The following is a 17003-nucleotide window of genomic DNA, read 5'->3' on the forward strand; positions in this document are numbered from 1 at the left end:
CAGCATGAAAACCATCCCGGCAGCGCCGCCCGGCGGAAATTTTGCCACGGCAGTAGCAAACCGCAAGGCGCTGTTCACACAGCATCTGAAAGGTAGGGCGGCATGACGCTGACGGTTCAAAACGAAATAAAGAAGAAGGCATCATCCGGGGTCCATCAGAAGCTTCTGGCTTCCGCCAGCCTGATCGTCATGCTGATCTTCTTCAGCCTCGCCTCCGACAAGTTCCTGCAGACCTCAAACCTCATCGGTATCCTCCAGGCGACCTCCGTCAACGGGGTGCTGGCCGTGGCGGTCACGATGGTGATCATAACCGGCGGCATCGACCTTTCCGTCGGGACATTGATGACGTTCACGGCGGTGATCGCCGGCGTGGTCCTGACCTATCTCGGAATGCCGCTGCCGCTCGGCATCGTCGCTGCGATCGGAACGGGCGCCCTCTGTGGGTTCGTCTCCGGGACGCTCATTGCCCGCATGAAGATCCCGCCCTTCATCGCGACGCTCGGCATGATGCTCATTCTGAAGGGCCTGTCGCTGGTCATCTCCGGAACGAAGCCCATTTACTTCAATGGAACGCCGGGATTCTCGCAGATTTCGACGGGCTCCTTGATCGGCACCGTGGTTCCGTTCCTTCCGATCCCGAACGGCGTGCTCGTTCTTTTCGTCCTCGCCGTATTCGTGGCGTTCGTCCTCAATCGCACGGCTCTCGGCCGCTATACGTTCGCCCTCGGATCGAACGAAGAGGCGGCCCGACTTTCCGGCGTGAACACCGATTTCTGGAAGGTCTGCGTTTACAGCCTGTCGGGTGGTATCTGCGGGATCGCCGGCCTGATCATCGCGTCCCGGCTGAACTCCGCGCAACCTGCGCTGGGTCTCGGCTATGAACTCGACGCCATCGCCGCTGTTGTCATCGGGGGAACGTCCCTTGCGGGTGGGCGGGGTTCTGTCCTCGGCACCATCATCGGCGCTTTCATCATGTCCGTCCTTTTGAACGGGCTCCGGATCCTGTCGGTCGCACAGGAATGGCAGACGGTCGTGACCGGATTGATCATCATATTGGCAGTCTACGCCGACATGGTTCGCCGCCAACGCGTGTGAGGAGCATGCAAGTCTTTGCCGAGAAGGGCGATCAACGCCCCGCAAGGCAGTCTCAATCGTAGCAACGGCATATCGCCGAAAAATGGAGGAGTGAAATGATTACGAGACGTAGCATCATGGCAGCGCTGAGCGCGGTTGCCATTCTGAGCGCCGGAGGGGCGGCATATGCTCAGGACAAGACCTACATTCCGCTGATTTCGAAGGGCTTCCAGCACCAGTTCTGGCAGGCCGTGAAGGCGGGTGCCGACAAGGCCGCCGCCGAATTCAACGTCGAGGTGACCTTCGAAGGCCCCGACAACGAAACGCAGGTCGACAAGCAGATCGACATGCTGTCTGCCGCTCTCGCCAAGAACCCGCAGGCGATCGGCTTCGCGGCGCTTGATACCCAGGCCGCAATCCCGCTTCTGAAACAGGCACAGGATGCGAAGATCCCGGTCATCGCATTCGACTCCGGGGTCGACAGCGACATTCCCGCCACGACGGCAACGACCGACAACGTCGCAGCGGCAGCGCTCGCGGCCGACAAGATGGCCGAGCTGATCGGTGATGCGGGCAAGGTCGCCCTGGTGGTCCACGACCAGACCTCGCGGACCGGCATCGACCGTCGCGACGGTTTTGTGAACCAGATGAAGGCGAAGCATCCGAACATCGAGATCGTCGACATCCAGTATGGCGGCGGTGACCAGCTGCAGTCGACCGAAATCGCCAAGGCAATTCTTGCGGCGAACTCGGACCTGAAGGGCTTCTTCGGTGCGAATGAAGGCTCTGCGATCGGCATCGTCAACGCCATCAAGGAAACCGGCACCAAGGGCGTAACCGTGATCGGTTACGATTCCGGTACCGCGCAGAAGCAGGCGATCAAGGATGGTGTCATGGCCGGCGCCATCACGCAGAACCCGGTCGGCATCGGCTACGAGACCGTCAAGGCGGCCGTCGCCGCGATCAAGGGAGAGACCCTCCCGAAGACGATCGACACCGGCTTCTACTGGTACGACAAAACCAACATGGACAGCCCGGAAATCTCGGCCGTTCTCTACGATTGATCTAACCGGACCTGCCGGCCTGCCTGTGCAGGCCGGCAGTTTCCCAGTTTGGCAGATATCTCATGAATCTTGGACTTGAAGGCAAAGTCATCGTCGTTACCGGTGGTGCCGCCGGGATCGGCGGGGCGATCACCGAAGTGCTGGCGGAAGAAGGGGCTCGCCCCGTCATCTTCGCGCGTCGCCCTCCGGATCCTCAGTGGTTCGCCTCTCTCGGCGGAAAGGCAACCTTCGTGGAGGTCGAGCTTTCGCGAGACGAAGAATGCCGTAAGGCGGTCGAGGAGACCCGTAAGCGTTTCGGGACGGTCTACGGCCTCGTCAACAATGCCGGGATCAACGACGGCGTCGGCATCGAGGCGGGCCCCGAAGCCTTCCGCGCGTCGCTCGAGAAGAACCTCATTCATTACTATACGCTCGTCCATCTTCTGGCGGACGACTTCCGCGAGTCCAAGGGTGCGATCGTCAACATCAGTTCCAAGACCGCCGTGACCGGCCAGGGCGGCACCTCCGCCTATGTCGCGGCGAAGGCGGCACAGCTCGGCCTGACGCGCGAATGGGCTGCCGCGTTCGCCGGCGACGGCGTCCGTGTCAATGCAGTCCTCCCCGCGGAGGTGATGACGCCGCTTTACGAACGCTGGATTGCGACCTTTGACAATCCGTCGGAAAAGCTGGCGGAGATCACCTCACGCATTCCGCTCGGCCAGCGCATGACGGAGGCCCGCGAAATCGCCGCCATGGCGGTCTTTGCACTCTCTCAGCAGGCCCTGCATCTCACGGGACAATGGCTCTTCGTCGACGGCGGCTATACACATCTCGACCGGGCACTCGCAGGCGTGCGATGATGCGGCCCCAACCTGGAGCATGAATGGCGCGGACTGACGAACGGTTTCGAGAGGCGTTCAACGAAGCGCTCGACCTTTGCAAGACGATGACTGCAGGCGATCACCTGCCGTCGGAAAACGACCTGGCGAAGCGGCTCGACGTCAGCCGGACGGTCGTGCGTGCGATTCTGGAAAAGCTGCAGGACGCGAAGATCATCACCTGGGTCGGCCGGCAGAAGCAGCTCCTGAGGACGCCGGGAGACAAGGACCGGCTGGAGGTCCAGACCGGGCAGATCACCGAGCAGCAACTCGAACGGCAGTTCCTCGACTGGATTCTTCGCTTCGACGTCGCGCCGGGAACGGCGTTGAACGTTGCGAAGCTGAGGCGGCAGTTTTCCGTCACGCCCCAGATGCTGCACGAGTTCCTGGCTTCTCTCAGCAGGTTCGGTCTTGTCCGGCGCAGGCCGAAAGGGGGCTGGCAACTGCTCGGATTTACACCGGAGTTCGCGATCGAACTGTCGGAATTCCGGATGATCCTGGAGCTGAACGCGGTGTCCCATCTGGTGCGTCTGCCGCCTGAAGATCCCATCTGGGCACGGCTCGACGATCTCGAGCGGAAACATCGGGCGCTCGCCGCCGAGATTGACGAGCGGTTCCACGATTTTTCGCTGCTGGACGAAGAGTTCCACACTCTGATCGGCAGTGCGGTTCGCAACCGTTTCGCCGCGGAATTCCAGAAGATCGTGTCGCTGATTTTCCACTACCACTTCCAGTGGGACAAGACCCATGAACGCCAGCGAAACGAGGCGGCCATCGGCGAGCATCTGCGATTGATTGCGGCACTGAAGGCGCGGGATGCGGCCGCCGCGCAGGCGGCGATGACCGACCATCTCAGCACGTCCAAACAGACTCTCCTTTCTTCACTGCGCGTTCACGCCCTGGCCTGAGACCGCATAGGGGGCGGAGGCTCTCCTCCGCCTTCCCTGAAGCGTGCTCAGCCGCCGAAGCGGAACTGCGAGAGCGTTTCGGCCTTCATCTCGATCGAGAAACCGGGCAGCTTCGGCGGCATGTAGGCCGCGTTTTCGATCCGGCAGGGTTCGAGGAAATGCTCGTGGAGATGATCGACATACTCTATGACGCGGCCTTCCTTGGTGCCGGAGACGACGAGGTAGTCGATCATCGAGAGGTGCTGGACGTATTCGCAGAGGCCGACACCGCCGGCATGGGGCCAGACCGGCAGCTGGTACTTTGCGGCCATCAGCAGTACCGCCAGCACCTCGTTCAGTCCGCCCATACGACAGCTGTCGATCTGGACGATATCGATGGCGCCGCCCGCGATCATCTGCTTGAAGACGATGCGGTTCTGGCACATCTCGCCGGTCGCGACCTTGATCGGTGCGATCGCCTCGCGGACCTTCTTGTGGCCGGCGATATCGTCGGGGCTCGTCGGCTCCTCGATGAAATAGGGCTTGTAAGGTGCGAGCTCCTTCATCCATTCGATCGCCTGTCCGACTTCCCAGACTTGGTTGGCATCGATCATCATGAAGCGATCGTCGCCGATCACCTCGCGGGCGATCCGCAGGCGCCGCTTGTCGTCTTCGAGATCGCGGCCGACCTTCAGTTTGATGTGGGTGAAGCCCTCGTCGACGGCCTCCTGGCAGCGGCGGCGGAGCTTTTCGTCGGAATAGCCGAGCCAGCCGGCCGAGGTCGTATAGCAGGGATAACCTTCCTTCTCGAGGACGGCGATGCGCTCCGCCTTGCCGGTCTCCGCCTTCCGGAGGATGTCGAGAGCCTCTTCGGGCGTCAGCGCGTCGGTCAGGTAGCGGAAGTCGACGATCGAGACGATCTCTTCCGGCGACATGTCGGCGACGAGCTGCCAGACCGGCTTGCCGGCCTCCTTGGCCCAGAGATCCCAGACGGCGTTGACGACCGCGCCGGTGGCGAGATGCATCGCACCCTTGTCCGGACCGATCCAGCGCAGCTGGCTGTCGCCGGTGAGATAGTGCCAGAAGCGGCCCGGATTGGCCTTCACCCATTCGAGGTCCAGCCCGACGACGAGATGTTCGAGGGCGTCGATCGCCGCGCAGCAGATTTCGTTGCCGCGGCCGATCGTGAAGGTGAGGCCGTGACCTTCGAGCCCGGGCGTGTCGGTGCCGAGCACCACATAGGCGGCCGAATAGTCCGGATCCGGGTTCATCGCGTCCGAACCGTCGAGGCTCTGGCTTGTGGGAAAGCGCAGGTCGATGCTGCGCAGGCTGGTTATCTTGGTCATGGCAGTCGCCTTGTGTTTCTTCCAATCATCAATCGGCTTTGAAGGACTGTTTCTGTGTACCGAGGCCTTCGATGGCGAGTTCGACGGTGTCACCGTCCTTGAGGTAGCGTGGCGGCTTCATGCCCATGCCGACGCCGGGGGGTGTACCGGTGGAGATGACGTCGCCGGGATGGAGGCTCATGAACTGGCTCAAATAGGAGACGAGGAAGGCGACGCCGTAGACCATGGTCTTCGACGAGCCGTCCTGCATGGTCTCGCCGTTGACCTTCAGCCACATCGAGAGGTTCTGCGGGTCGGCGACCTCGTCCTTCGTGACGAGCCAGGGGCCGATCGGCCCGAAGGTGTCGCAGGACTTGCCCTTGGTCCACTGGCCGGCACGCTCGGTCTGGAAGGCGCGCTCGGAGACGTCGTGGGAGACGCAGTAGCCGGCGACGTAGTCGAGGGCGTCGGCCTCGGAGACATATTTTGCAGTCTTGCCGATGACGACGCCGAGCTCGACCTCCCAGTCGGTCTTTTCCGAGCCGCGGGGAATGCGCACCTCGTCATTGGGGCCGCAGATGGCCGAGGTCGCCTTCATGAAGATCACCGGCTCGGGCGGGACCGTGGCACCTGTCTCGGCGGCATGGTCGGAATAGTTGAGCCCGATGCAGATGAACTTGCCGGTGCCGGCAACGCAAGGACCGATGCGGTCCACGGAAAGCTCCGGAAGGCTCGCCAGGTCGATCGTCGCGATCTTTTGAAGGCCTTCGGGGGAGATGGCCGCACCGCCGATATCGGCGACATGGGCGGAGAGATCGCGGACCTTGCCGTCCTTGTCGAGGAGGGCCGGCTTTTCCTGGCCGGGCGGGCCGACGCGCATCAGTTTCATGGGAGTTTCCTTTCGAATTCGCGGCCGAGCCGCTCCTTGGTTCTTTGTTGTTCGCAATGCCGGACGGAAAACCGCTTCACACTTTTCCTGGCATTGCTCAGATCGTCCAGCCGCCGTCGATGGCGTAGGCCTGGCCGGATGTATAGGTGGCGGTCGCGAGATAGACGGCGAGGTCGGCGATTTCTTCCGGTGTTCCAAGCCGTCCCATCGGCTGGCGGGCGATGAAGGCGGCGCGCGCCGTCTCGTAGTCGCCCTGGGCCTTCATGCGCTCCTGCAGCGAGGGGCTCTCGACCGTGCCGGGGCAGATGGCGTTCACGCGGATGCCTTGTGCGACATAGTCGGCGGCGACCGACTTGGTCAGCCCGATGACGGCGGCCTTGGTGACGGTGTAGGCGCAGCGGTTGGGCACGCCCTTCATCGAGGAGGCGACGGAGGCCATGTTGATGATCGAGCCGTCACCTTTTGCGATCATGCCCGGCAGCACGGCGCGGATGGTGCGGATCATGGCGCGGACGTTGAGGTCGAAGGCGAAGTCGAGATCCTTGTCGGCCATGTCCAGCACGGTGCCGGAATGGACGAAGCCGGCGCAGTTGAAGAGCACGTCGAAGGGACCGGTCTCCGCGACCACTTCGGCCACCGCCGCGTCCTTCAGCACGTCGAGCACGCGGGTCTCGACGGCGAGCCCTTCCGCCTTCGCCTCGGCCGAGAGGCTCTCGAGCGCCCCTTCGTTGATGTCGGTCGCGACCACGCTTGCGCCCGACCGCGCAAAGGCCAGCGCACTCGCACGGCCGATCCCCTGGCCCGAAGCCGTCACAAGTACGCGTTTTGATTGAAGGGGGAGGGACATATCTTCTTCCTTTTCTCTCATGCGCATTCAGGCCGCCTTCGGCCGGCGCTCGACAATGTGGATGTGATCGGCGGCAAGCACGACTTCGCCCTTTTGGTTGATAACGGCGGTGTGACGTGCGGGACGGCTCGTTCCCCCTGTCCGATAGCCCAGAGGGGGTGGTTCGCGAAGCGTGCGTCATGCATGGAAGAAGACTTCCGGCATTTGTGCCCACCATTCTCCCTCCTTGCGGCTCGCAAGCGGCTCCTGGCAGGGGATGCAGACGGACCACCATTCCTGGGTTTTCGGATCGGCCGCCATCTTCGCCATGTCGGCCGCATAGTCGGTGCCGTGATATTCGAAGAAAGAGAAGAGCAGGTTCTCCGGCTCCTTGAGGAAGATCGAGTAGTTCCTAATGTTGCAGGCGGAGATCATCGAAAGCACCTCGGGCCAAACGGCGGCGTGGAGGCGCTTGTATTCTTCGATCTTTTCCGGCCGAACGCCGATCACCATGCCAATGCGTTGCATTTTCTCCTCCTCTAGCGAATGTCGTGGTCGAGGCCGGCATGGTACGGGTGGTAATCGGGTGCCAATCCCGCGCGATGCCGAGGCCAGTGCTGACGGCAGCGCCATGTCGTTCTGTACCCGGGCAGATGGGGCCAATGCGGTTCCATCAGGAAATTCGGGCACACCGACAAGCCGATCGTGACGCTCGTCCGGAACCCGGGCATTCTCTCCTCCCATGTGGGCTTACGCCGCAGCGCTCGCCAATGAGTGCGTCATTCATATACAAACCATTCATTCATGTTTCGTCAAGCCGAAACTATTGTAGAGGCCTGATTATCCGTATATGAAAGGTTGTATTCACTAGGGAGTGAAATACGTGGCTGACGACGAGAATGATCGCTACCGTGCGCCTGCGCTCGACAAGGGGCTCGACATTCTCGAGCTTCTTGCCGCCGTCGATGGCGGACTGACGCAGGCCGAAATCGCTAAGCGCCTCGAACGCAGCCCAAACGAATTCTACCGGATGCTCGACCGCCTGGTGAAGCGCGGCTATGTCACCAGGATCGACGGGGACCGCTTCACCCTGACGCTGAAGCTCTTCGGTCTCGCACAACTGCACGCACCGGTTCGCCGTCTCGCCTCCTTTGCCATTCCGCTGATGCGCGAACTCGCCGAGGCTTCCCGTCAGGCGAACCAGCTGGTGGTCTTCGACCGCGGCAATCCCGTCGTCATCGCGCAGCAGGAGGCGCCCGGCTACTGGGGTATCTCGATCCGCGTCGGTTCACGCATCAGCCTGTTCGATACGGGCTCCGGACACGTCCTGCTTGCCTTCCGTACACCCGAGGAGCGCCAGATGATGATTGCCGAATATCTCGGCAGCGGCGGCGACGAGAGCAAGGTGACGGCGGAATTCCTGGGCCGGCTCGACCAGATACGCTCTCGCGGCTACGAGATGATGCCGAGCGCGCAGACCGCGGGCGTCATCAACCTTTCCGCGCCCGTCCTCGGGGCTGACGGCAAGGCGATCGCTGCGCTCACCGTGCCCTATATCACGCTGATCAACACGCCGGCCGCTCCGGACATATCGAGCACGATCCACCTTCTCGCCGAGACGACGGGCCGGCTTTCAGAAATGGCGGGATCCGGGTTCCAGAGTGAATCCTGAGTCCTACAAAATTCGTATTTGAATAGATGATTTTTCTGTGGCAGGATTTTCGTCTCAAAGAGGAGGACCCGCGGCATGATCATCGACACGCACCTGCATCTCATCTACCGCGAGCGGCTTTCCTATCCGTGGCTGAAGAGCGTGCCTCCCCTCGATGCCGACTTCACCTATGAGCGCTATGCGCGGGAAGCACGGCGTCTCGGCATCGGGGCGGTGCTTCACATGGAAGTCGACGTCGCGGAGGAGGATATCGAGCGCGAAACGGGCTTTGTCGGTGACCTTGCAGGAGCGGCGGAAAGCCTCCTCGTGGGCGCGATCGCCTCCTGCCGGCCGGAACAGGCAGGTTTCGCCGACTATCTGGAGCGGGTTCGGGCCAACGGCTTCGTGCGCGGCTTCCGCCGTGTGCTGCACGTGGTGCCTGACGACGTTTCCGAGGGAAGCCTCTTCCGCGAGAACATCCGGCGGCTGGCAGCGACGGGTCTGACCTTCGATCTCTGTGTGCTGCCGCACCAGATCGAGAAGGCCATCGCCCTTGTCGATCTCGCACCGGACGTTCCGTTCATTCTCGACCACTGCGGCGTGCCCGACATCAAGGGCGGCGGTTTCGGTGTCTGGGAGGGGCCGCTCGCGGAGATTGCACGGCGGCCGAATGTGACGGTTAAGCTTTCGGGGCTGCCTGCCTACGGCGCGGAAGACTGGACGCTCGAGCACCTGAAACCGTATTTCGCGCATGTCGTGGAGACGTTCGGTTTCGATCGCATGGTCTGGGGCAGTGACTGGCCCGTCTGTACCCTCGGCGGCGGCCTTTCTACGTGGATGGGGGCAACCCAGGCCCTGCTTTCCGGTGTCAGCCTCGAGGACAAGGAAAAGGTGTTCTCCGCCAACGCCAGGAGAATATGGCGGCTGCCGTGAGACAGGACGCCGGATCGAAGTCGGGAAGGTTTGCGGAAGCGGGGGCGATCAGCCCCCGAAGCTCTTCAGGAAGCCGTCGTTCAGGTGAGTCGATCGCAAGCTCGGAGGAGATGTCACCCGAGACCGCGTCGTTGACGATATGGGAAGCCTGTTCCCGGAAAGGCATGTGGCCATTGTGACGGGGCCGCAGCCACGCGCCGTCCATCGTGCGGCGGGTCGTCGCGGTAGGGCGACAGTGCGTCGAGGCCGAGAAGGTCCCGCAGCCGACCGATCGGCGATGGGGAACCGCCACCGGCCGCGGCCGCGTGCGGTCCCCTGCGGTTTGACAGGGATCGCAAAACTTGGCAGCACTGGTGGGGAAGCGGGCGGAAGACCGGATGGCGAGACGATCGGAAGGGCAGACACGACTGGATGATGCGGCGCGGGCTGGCTGGCTCTACTATGTCGCCGGCCGCACGCAGGATGAGATCGCCGCGGCGATGGGGATTTCCCGCCAGAGCGCGCAGAGGCTCGTCTCGCTTTCCGTCGCGGAGAAGCTGATCAAGGTCCGACTCGATCATCCGATTGCCGCCTGCATGGAACTCGCCGAGGCCTTGAAGGACAAGTTCGGCCTGAAGCAGGTCGAGGTCGTTCCGTCCGACGGCGGAGGGGATTCCGCGACCGTCGGCGTGGCGGAAGCAGGTGCCGCCGAACTCGAGCGCTGGCTGAAGCAGAGCGAACCGCTGATCATCGGCATGGGCACGGGGCGCACGCTTCGGGCGGTGATCGACCAGCTCTCGCCCATGGAGTGCCCTCAGCACAAGATCGTGTCGCTCACCGGCAATATCAGTCCGGACGGGTCGGCTGCCTATTTCAACGTTATCTTCTCTATGGCGGACGCCGTGAAGGCACCGCATTTTCCGATGCCCCTGCCGGTTCTCGTCTCCTCACGTGCGGAACGCGATCTCCTGCGCAGTCAGCCGCTCGTGGCGCCGACGATCGAACTCGGTTCGAAGGCGGACGTCACCTTCGTCGGCGTCGGCCATATGGGGCTTGATGCGCCGCTTCTCCTCGACGGTTTTCTGAAGCGTCCGGAAATGGAGGCCCTCCTCGGGACCGGCGCCACCGGCGAGATCTGCGGCTGGGTCTTCGGGGCGGACGGCAACCTCCTCGACGATCCGGTCAACGAGCGTGTCGCGAGCATTTCCATCCCTTCGCGGGAAAGCTCCACCGTGATCGGCCTTGCGCGCGGCCGGCGCAAGCATGCGGCAATCCGGGCGGCCGTGGTCGGCGGCCACCTCAACGGGCTGATTACGGACGAGGAGACCGCACACTACCTGCTGAAGACGACAGCGGCGCCCTGAACTGCAGACGCCGCCGCCCGTCGTCGGGTTCGACCGGTGTCAGAGAAGCGCGATCTTGCCGGTCGCGAGGTCATATTGTGCCCCGACGACCTTCACTTTTCCCGACGTCACATATTCCGACAGGATCGGCGAGGCTGTCTCGAGGCGGTGCGCGGCCAAGCGCACGTTTTCCGCGATCGACGCGGACAACAGGTCGGCGGGCTTCGCCTTCTCGGCAGTCTCCACGGCGGGCTTGATGTCGCGGATCATGTCCTGCAGGTGACCGGGCAGCGTGACGCCGTCCTTGACCACCTTGATCGTTGCACCGACCGCGCCGCAATTGGAGTGACCGAGCACCATCAGCAGGGGTGCGTTGAGGTATTTCACGGCGTATTCGAAACTCGCAAGCCCGTCATCGTTGAGGAAGTTGCCGGCGACGCGGACCACGAAAAGGTCGCCCGGCCCCTGGTCGAAGGCAAGCTCCGGAGCGACGCGTGCGTCGGCGCAGCTGAGGATCGCCGCGATTGGATACTGCGCGTTCACGCGCGCCGCCCGGCCGGCCGAGTAGTCATTGTTGGCCGAGGTGTCGGCGGCATAGCGGGCGTTGCCCTCCATCAGCCGCTCAAGTGCAGCGTCCGGCGAGATCGCGTTCTGGGGCGCGGCCGCCTGCGACCACGCGGCCTTTGGCGTCATTGCCGCCATACCGGCGAGCGCCGCACCTCCGAGGAGCAGCCCACGTCGGGACAGTCTCGTCGCATTCACAGGGCATAGGTCACACATGACGTTACCTCACAGTGCTTCGCACGTCGGGATTGAAGGAAGCCTGCCGCATTGACCACGAAAATCAATCGTTAACCGTTTGGCAGAGCCGGCACCCATAACCACTGGTTGATTATTGTCATTCGTGGCATGCAACTGCAAAGTCCAAACTTTGCAGGAGTTGCCGATGAGCAAGTCATTGCCGGATGGTCGTGAGGGGGGCCTTTCGCGCAGCTCTGGCGGAGTTGCCGTGCCGACGGACGTTTCGTCGCTTGCGGCATCCTTGGCTGAAAAGCCTCGTTTCACCGAAGTGCTGGAATCCTATTGCACGGAGATGACCCGCCCGCCGGACGTGTCATGGCCAACCAACAAGTTGTTCGGCCAGAGCATGCGCTACATCGTCTGTTTCGATCTCATCGGAAACCACGCCCGGTGGCTCCGCGACGGGGCAGAGCCTCCGACGCTGACGGCGCTGCAACGCAAGGTGCCGGCGAGCGCGCGGCAGGTCGCAAGTTTCGTCGATGCGCTGCGGCACGGCGGGTACGTCATCGCGGGGCGGGGTGCAGACCGCCGCAGCCTTCATCTCCGTCCCTCTTCGGCGCTCCTGCACGAAATTGCGCGCTCTCCGCTCGCGTTTCTGAACGCCTCCGAGCGTATTCTTCCGGCATCGGCATCGCTCGTCGGCCGCATTCACGACGATGAGGTTCTGCTCTGCGACTTGCTCGGTCGTTCGGCGGAGCGGTTCCATGCCGACGATGTCTATTTCGCGCCGTTCCCGACCATCGTTCAGTTCGCAGAGCGCGACAGCGGCTATCCCCTGCTTGCCGCCGTCATGGGGGCGTCTTATGCGGCACAGTCGGGGAGCACGCCCTTCACGCTCCCGCTGACCTACGCGGCACTGGCGGAGCGGTTTCGCGTTTCCAGGCAGCACGTGGGCAATCTCCTGATCGAGGCCAGACAGCGCGGCTGGTTTTCGGTTGCCCAGGGCGGACAATCCGTTGTCGTGTCGGCCGATCTGGTCCGCGAGTTCGAAGGATGGGCTGCACGCCAGATGGCGCTCTACCGCGTTATTGCCGAAGAGGTAGCCAGCGCGGATTGACGGCTTCGCGCTCCTCCGCAACGAGCGGGTTCGGATAACTGGATCCGGCCGATTTCCTGCCGGGCTCTTCGACGCATCTGTCCGGCAGATGAAATCACACTACGTTTATGACGCGACAACGCAAGGATGCCTTCCGCGACTGTACGAGGCATCGTTGCCAACATCGCATGCTCTTCGCCTGAGGATGCCAAGGCCTTCTACGACGACATCCTCGGGCTGGAGGTGGTGATGATCATGGATGGATCAGCACATTCGCCAGCGACGCCCAGGCGAGAGTGCAGGTCAGCTTCGCATCCGAAGGCGGCTCCGGCACCCCGGTTCCGGATCTCTCGATCGAGGTCGATGATCTGGACGACGTTCTGGCGCGCGTTTCGAAGGCGGGCATCCCGGTCGAGTACGGCCCGGAGTTGGAGCCGTGGGGCGTACGTCGATTTTATGTCCGTGATCTGTTTCGCCGCTTGGTGAACATCCTTACGCATCTCTAGAGTCGTAAGCTTTCTGCGTCGGCCGCCAGCGGAGACAGAAAGCGCGATACCATCGCCGATTCCGGCAGCAGCAAGACGGATGACATTGTTGAGGTTCGTGTTTCCAGGCCCGAGCGAAACTCGATGCCTCCGTCACTTCTCGTGCCGGAAGATCTTCACGATCTGGCGGCCGATCTCGTCGGGGGTCAGGCGGCCGGGGCGATACCAGCTTGAGACATTGTTGAGCAGCGTCAGCAGCAGCAGGCGGTAGACTCCGCGGTCAAGGGTCGGGTCGAGCGGCAGAGCGGCGATCAGGTCGCGGAACACCAGTTCGAAAGTGTCGCGCTTTTCCACCAGCCGTTCACGGATCTCCGGCGGGGCCGAGGCGAAGTCATTCATCAGCGGCATGGTCAGCGAGTTGGGATCGAGCTGGATTTCCATCATGGTGACGCATGCCGCTTCCAGCCGTTCCCACGGATCGGAAAGCGGCGCGATGGCCGCGCGGATGCGATCTTCCGCCACCTGCAGGGCGATGTCGTGGATGCGGACGAACAGCGCTTCCTTTGACTTGATGTAATGATAGAGCGAACCGCCGAGCAGCCCCACCCGGTCGCCGATATCGCGCACCGACGTCGCCGCATAGCCGCGTTCGGCAAAGAGGGTGGCGGCGGCTTCAAGAATATCGCGATGACGGTCGCTCAGGCCGCTCAACTGCAATGCGCCCACCAGCGCGCTCCGCGGCACGCGCAGCTCCTTCCGGCGGTCTCCGTCCGTCATTGCATCTCCCGGCATTCGTTCATCGTCCGACTGCACCTCTTCAATGCTCATAGCCCAGACCGGCGCTTTTCCCAAATGCCCTTGCAGCACTCTCCACTGGCTTCGCAAGCGCGAGAAGAATTTTGCACTTGCGAACTGTAACAATCGTTTGGTACATATATCGCCATCAGCTGAAGGAGGAAAGGTTGAACGAAACAGTCAGGGAGGCCATGGACTTCGACGTGGTGATCGTCGGCGCGGGACCGGCCGGTCTTGCCACGGCGATCCGCCTGAAGCAGCGCGCCATGGACGCGGGCGAGGAACTTTCCATCGTCGTCGTGGAAAAGGGTTCGGAAGTCGGGGCGCATATCCTGTCGGGCGCGGTGATCGATCCTTCCGGCCTCGATGCGCTTCTGCCCGATTGGCGGGCAGATCCCGACCGGCCGCTCACCACCGAAGTGACCGACGACCATTTCCATGTGCTGACCGCCACCGGTTCGTTGCGGCTGCCCAATGCGCTGATGCCGCCGCTGATGAACAATCACGGCAACTTCATCGGTTCGCTCGCCAATGTCGCCCGCTATCTCGGCGCCCAGGCCGAAGCGCTCGGCGTCGAGATCTATCCGGGCTTTGCGGCAACCGAAGTTCTCTATGACGACAACGGCGCGGTCGCCGGCATCGCCACCGGCGACATGGGGATTGGTCGCGACGGCGAACCGAAGAACGATTTCACCCCCGGCATGGAGCTTCGGGCGAAATATACCGTGTTCGCCGAGGGCGCGCGTGGCAGCCTGACCAAGCAACTTCTCGCCCGCTTCAACCTGACCGAGGGACGCTCGGTGCAGAAATTCGGCATCGGCATCAAGGAACTCTGGCAGGTCAAGCCGGAGAAGTTCCGCAAAGGGCTGGTGCAGCATTCGTTCGGCTGGCCGCTCGACATGAAGACCGGCGGCGGCTCGTTCCTCTATCATTTCGACGATCATCTGGTGACCGTCGGCTTCGTGCTGCACCTCGATTACAAGAACCCGACGCTCTCGCCCTTCGACGAATTCCAGCGCTTCAAGACGCATCCGTTGATCCGCGACACCTTCGATGGGGCCAAGCGCATCGCCTATGGCGCTCGCGCCTTGACCGAGGGCGGTTATCAGTCGGTGCCGCAGCTCGCCTTCCCCGGCGGCGTGCTTGCCGGTTGCGCGGCGGGCTTCATGAACGTGCCGCGCATCAAGGGTTCGCACAACGCCATCCATTCCGGCATGCAGGCCGCGGATGGCGTGTTCGACGGGCTCGCCGGCGGCCGCGCCAACGATACGCTCGAAGCCTATGAGGCCGGCTGGCGCGGTTCGGCCATCGGGCGGGACCTGAAGCCGGTCCGCAACGTCAAGCCGTTATGGTCGCGGTTCGGCACTGTGCTCGGCGTCGGCCTCGGCGGCATCGACATGTGGCTGCAGACGCTGTTTGGCGTCTCACCCGTCGGCGCGCTCAAGCACAGGAAGGCCGATTTCCAGAGCCTGAAGCCGCTCTCGGAGGTCACGCCGATTCAATATCCGAAGCCGGATGGTAAACTTACCTTCGACAAGCCGTCTTCGGTCTTCCTGTCGAACACCAACCATATCGAGGACCAGCCGGTTCATCTGAGGCTTGCCGATCCCGCCATCCCGATCGAACGCAACCTGCCGCTCTATGGCGAGCCGGCGCGGCTCTACTGTCCCGCCGGGGTCTACGAGGTCGTCTATGACGACGAACAGGCGAGGACCGGGCCCCGTTTCGTGATCAACGCGCAGAACTGCGTGCACTGCAAAACCTGCGACATCAAGGATCCGTCGCAGAACATCACCTGGGTTCCGCCCGAAGGCGGCGGCGGCCCGAACTATCCCAACATGTGACACCCGTTCCATCCCTTTGTTTCTACGCATTATCCGACGCCAACCGCTTCGCAGTTTTGCCGGAAATGCTTCCAGACAGGAAGAAGAAGACCATGACCGCAACCTACATCGTCGACTACCTGCGCAGCCCCTTTGCGCCCGCCTATCGCGGCGCGCTTGCAGGCGTTCGCCCGGATGATCTCGCAGCCGCCGTTATCAAGGCGCTGGTCGGCCGCTCCGGCATCGACCCAGCCGAAATCGAGGATGTGAACCTCGGCTGCGCCTTCGCAGAGGGCGAGCAGGGCCTCAACATCGCCCGCTGCGCGGGCCTGATCGCCGGCCTGCCGCAATCGGTCGGCGGCTCGACAGTCAACCGCTGGTGCGGTTCCTCCATGCAGGCGATTCAGATGGCTGCTGGCGCGATTGCCATGGGTGCCGGTGACGCCTTCGTCGCGGGTGGCGTGGAAAGCATGAGCCGCGTGCCGATGATGGGTTTCAACCCCATGCCGAACCCGGCCTGGAGCGATGCCGAGCGCATCGCCTTCCTCAACATGGGACTGACCGCCGAAAACCTCGCCGACCGCTACGGCATTTCGCGTGAGGAACAGGACGCCTACTCGCTGGAAAGCCAGAAGAAGGCGCTCGCCGCCTGCGCCGATGGCCGGCTCGCCGCCGAGATCACACCGATCGGCGACGTGGCTCAGGATGGCTGCCCGCGCGAGACGGATACGCAAAAGCTCGCCGGCCTCAAGACCGCCTTCAAGGCCGGTGGCTCGGTCACGGCCGGCAACTCCTCGCCGCTTACCGACGGCGCATCCGCGACGCTGGTCTGCTCAGAAGACTTCTTGAAGCGCCACAATCTTAAGCCCCTCGCCCGCATCTCGGGATATGCCATTTCCGGCTGCGCGCCCGAGATCATGGGCATCGGCCCCGTCGAGGCCAGCCGCAAGGCGCTGAAGCGCGCCGGCATTTCCGCCGCCGATCTCGACGTAATCGAGATGAACGAAGCGTTTGCCGTGCAGGTTCTCTCCTGCTGCCGCGACCTCGACATCGATCCCAGCCGCCTCAACCGCGACGGCGGCGCAATCGCGCTCGGCCATCCGCTGGGTGCGACTGGCGCCCGCCTTGTCGGCAAGGCGTCGTTGCTCCTGAAGCGAGACGGCGGACGTCATGCTCTCGCCACCCAGTGCATCGGCGGCGGTCAGGGCATCGCCATGGTTCTGGAGGCAGCATAA

General features: G+C 63.0%; 16 protein-coding genes and 1 pseudogene. 11 read left to right on the top strand and 6 right to left on the bottom strand.

The genetic code is table 11. The features are described 5' to 3' along the window. Nucleotides 1–102: 102 nt before the first annotated feature. From EUU22_RS08025 to EUU22_RS08040, 4 genes are all read left to right on the top strand, one after another. Nucleotides 103–1095, top strand: a complete 993-nt coding sequence (locus EUU22_RS08025) for an ABC transporter permease (protein ID WP_112691779.1) — start codon at nucleotides 103–105, stop codon at nucleotides 1093–1095. A 95-nt stretch (nucleotides 1096–1190) separates the two neighbouring features. Further along, the gene (locus EUU22_RS08030; protein ID WP_112691778.1) at nucleotides 1191–2138 is read left to right on the top strand and encodes an ABC transporter substrate-binding protein; all 948 of its coding nucleotides are present in this window, start codon (nucleotides 1191–1193) and stop codon (nucleotides 2136–2138) included. 62 nt (nucleotides 2139–2200) lie between these two features. Then, a complete protein-coding gene (locus EUU22_RS08035; RefSeq protein ID WP_129331507.1) occupies nucleotides 2201–2977 on the top strand; it encodes an L-fucose dehydrogenase in 777 nt (258 codons plus the stop codon). A gap of 23 nt (nucleotides 2978–3000) precedes the next feature. Next, the gene (locus EUU22_RS08040; RefSeq protein ID WP_112691776.1) at nucleotides 3001–3903 is read left to right on the top strand and encodes a GntR family transcriptional regulator; all 903 of its coding nucleotides are present in this window, start codon (nucleotides 3001–3003) and stop codon (nucleotides 3901–3903) included. Between the two features lie 47 nt (nucleotides 3904–3950). On the opposite strand, the gene EUU22_RS08045 is transcribed toward EUU22_RS08040, so the two are convergent. The 4 genes from EUU22_RS08045 to EUU22_RS08065 form a co-directional block, all read right to left on the bottom strand. Continuing rightward, complete coding sequence (locus tag EUU22_RS08045) at nucleotides 3951–5228, bottom strand: L-fuconate dehydratase (RefSeq protein WP_129331508.1); 1278 nt, start codon at nucleotides 5226–5228, stop codon at nucleotides 3951–3953. A gap of 28 nt (nucleotides 5229–5256) precedes the next feature. Further along, nucleotides 5257–6096 (bottom strand): fumarylacetoacetate hydrolase family protein, encoded by an 840-nt coding sequence (locus tag EUU22_RS08050; protein WP_129331509.1) that lies wholly within the window; start codon nucleotides 6094–6096, stop codon nucleotides 5257–5259. Nucleotides 6097–6193: 97 nt separating this feature from the next. Then, nucleotides 6194–6943 (bottom strand): SDR family oxidoreductase, encoded by a 750-nt coding sequence (locus EUU22_RS08055; protein WP_129331510.1) that lies wholly within the window; start codon nucleotides 6941–6943, stop codon nucleotides 6194–6196. Nucleotides 6944–7120: 177 nt separating this feature from the next. Next, nucleotides 7121–7450, bottom strand: a complete 330-nt coding sequence (locus EUU22_RS08065; RefSeq protein ID WP_129331511.1) for an L-rhamnose mutarotase — start codon at nucleotides 7448–7450, stop codon at nucleotides 7121–7123. A gap of 355 nt (nucleotides 7451–7805) precedes the next feature. Between EUU22_RS08065 and EUU22_RS08070 the strand changes: the two genes are divergently transcribed. The 3 genes from EUU22_RS08070 to EUU22_RS08080 all read left to right on the top strand — a co-directional run bounded on the left by EUU22_RS08070 (nucleotide 7806) and on the right by EUU22_RS08080 (nucleotide 10849). Then, nucleotides 7806–8594, top strand: a complete 789-nt coding sequence (locus tag EUU22_RS08070; protein WP_129331512.1) for an IclR family transcriptional regulator — start codon at nucleotides 7806–7808, stop codon at nucleotides 8592–8594. A 75-nt stretch (nucleotides 8595–8669) separates the two neighbouring features. Beyond that, nucleotides 8670–9506 (top strand): amidohydrolase family protein, encoded by an 837-nt coding sequence (locus EUU22_RS08075; protein ID WP_129331513.1) that lies wholly within the window; start codon nucleotides 8670–8672, stop codon nucleotides 9504–9506. Nucleotides 9507–9883: 377 nt separating this feature from the next. Continuing rightward, nucleotides 9884–10849 carry a sugar-binding transcriptional regulator gene (locus tag EUU22_RS08080; RefSeq protein ID WP_129331514.1) on the top strand — a complete coding sequence of 322 codons (966 nt, stop codon included), beginning with the start codon at nucleotides 9884–9886 and terminating at the stop codon, nucleotides 10847–10849. 39 nt (nucleotides 10850–10888) lie between these two features. Here EUU22_RS08080 and EUU22_RS08085 read toward each other — a convergent pair whose 3' ends face one another. Continuing rightward, nucleotides 10889–11608, bottom strand: coding sequence for a carbonic anhydrase (locus EUU22_RS08085; RefSeq protein ID WP_129331515.1), 720 nt, complete (start codon nucleotides 11606–11608; stop codon nucleotides 10889–10891). 166 nt (nucleotides 11609–11774) lie between these two features. On the opposite strand from EUU22_RS08085, the gene EUU22_RS08090 reads away from it, so the two are divergent. Together EUU22_RS08090 and EUU22_RS08095 are read left to right on the top strand one after the other, a co-directional pair. After that, a complete protein-coding gene (locus EUU22_RS08090) occupies nucleotides 11775–12686 on the top strand; it encodes a MarR family transcriptional regulator (RefSeq protein WP_129331516.1) in 912 nt (303 codons plus the stop codon). Between the two features lie 126 nt (nucleotides 12687–12812). After that, nucleotides 12813–13171: pseudogene (locus tag EUU22_RS08095) on the top strand (VOC family protein). Nucleotides 13172–13303: 132 nt separating this feature from the next. Here the strand turns inward: EUU22_RS08095 and EUU22_RS08100 are convergent. Then, entirely contained in the window at nucleotides 13304–14017 is a 714-nt protein-coding gene (locus tag EUU22_RS08100; protein WP_245484935.1) for a TetR/AcrR family transcriptional regulator, read from the bottom strand. A 119-nt stretch (nucleotides 14018–14136) separates the two neighbouring features. Between EUU22_RS08100 and EUU22_RS08105 the strand changes: the two genes are divergently transcribed. Both EUU22_RS08105 and EUU22_RS08110 read left to right on the top strand, forming a co-directional pair. Beyond that, complete coding sequence (locus EUU22_RS08105; RefSeq protein ID WP_129331728.1) at nucleotides 14137–15789, top strand: electron transfer flavoprotein-ubiquinone oxidoreductase; 1653 nt, start codon at nucleotides 14137–14139, stop codon at nucleotides 15787–15789. A 92-nt stretch (nucleotides 15790–15881) separates the two neighbouring features. Next, nucleotides 15882–17003, top strand: a complete 1122-nt coding sequence (locus EUU22_RS08110) for a thiolase family protein (RefSeq protein ID WP_112689483.1) — start codon at nucleotides 15882–15884, stop codon at nucleotides 17001–17003.

Origin of the sequence: Ciceribacter ferrooxidans (genome assembly GCF_004137355.1) — a bacterium.
GTDB lineage: Bacteria > Pseudomonadota > Alphaproteobacteria > Rhizobiales > Rhizobiaceae > Allorhizobium > Allorhizobium ferrooxidans.

What these genes read in the sequence shown, in the direction of transcription:
- EUU22_RS08050 (WP_129331509.1), bottom strand. Translation starts at nt 6,096, where the DNA reads ATGAAACTGATGCGCGTCGGCCCGCCCGGCCAGGAAAAGCCGGCCCTC.
- EUU22_RS08055 (WP_129331510.1), bottom strand. Translation starts at nt 6,943, where the DNA reads ATGTCCCTCCCCCTTCAATCAAAACGCGTACTTGTGACGGCTTCGGGC.
- EUU22_RS08085 (WP_129331515.1), bottom strand. Translation starts at nt 11,608, where the DNA reads ATGTGTGACCTATGCCCTGTGAATGCGACGAGACTGTCCCGACGTGGG.
- EUU22_RS08080 (WP_129331514.1), top strand. Translation starts at nt 9,884, where the DNA reads ATGGCGAGACGATCGGAAGGGCAGACACGACTGGATGATGCGGCGCGG.
- EUU22_RS08035 (WP_129331507.1), top strand. Translation starts at nt 2,201, where the DNA reads ATGAATCTTGGACTTGAAGGCAAAGTCATCGTCGTTACCGGTGGTGCC.
- EUU22_RS08040 (WP_112691776.1), top strand. Translation starts at nt 3,001, where the DNA reads ATGGCGCGGACTGACGAACGGTTTCGAGAGGCGTTCAACGAAGCGCTC.
- EUU22_RS08110 (WP_112689483.1), top strand. Translation starts at nt 15,882, where the DNA reads ATGACCGCAACCTACATCGTCGACTACCTGCGCAGCCCCTTTGCGCCC.
- EUU22_RS08025 (WP_112691779.1), top strand. Translation starts at nt 103, where the DNA reads ATGACGCTGACGGTTCAAAACGAAATAAAGAAGAAGGCATCATCCGGG.
- EUU22_RS08075 (WP_129331513.1), top strand. Translation starts at nt 8,670, where the DNA reads ATGATCATCGACACGCACCTGCATCTCATCTACCGCGAGCGGCTTTCC.
- EUU22_RS08045 (WP_129331508.1), bottom strand. Translation starts at nt 5,228, where the DNA reads ATGACCAAGATAACCAGCCTGCGCAGCATCGACCTGCGCTTTCCCACA.
- EUU22_RS08065 (WP_129331511.1), bottom strand. Translation starts at nt 7,450, where the DNA reads ATGCAACGCATTGGCATGGTGATCGGCGTTCGGCCGGAAAAGATCGAA.
- EUU22_RS08030 (WP_112691778.1), top strand. Translation starts at nt 1,191, where the DNA reads ATGATTACGAGACGTAGCATCATGGCAGCGCTGAGCGCGGTTGCCATT.
- EUU22_RS08090 (WP_129331516.1), top strand. Translation starts at nt 11,775, where the DNA reads ATGAGCAAGTCATTGCCGGATGGTCGTGAGGGGGGCCTTTCGCGCAGC.
- EUU22_RS08105 (WP_129331728.1), top strand. Translation starts at nt 14,137, where the DNA reads ATGGACTTCGACGTGGTGATCGTCGGCGCGGGACCGGCCGGTCTTGCC.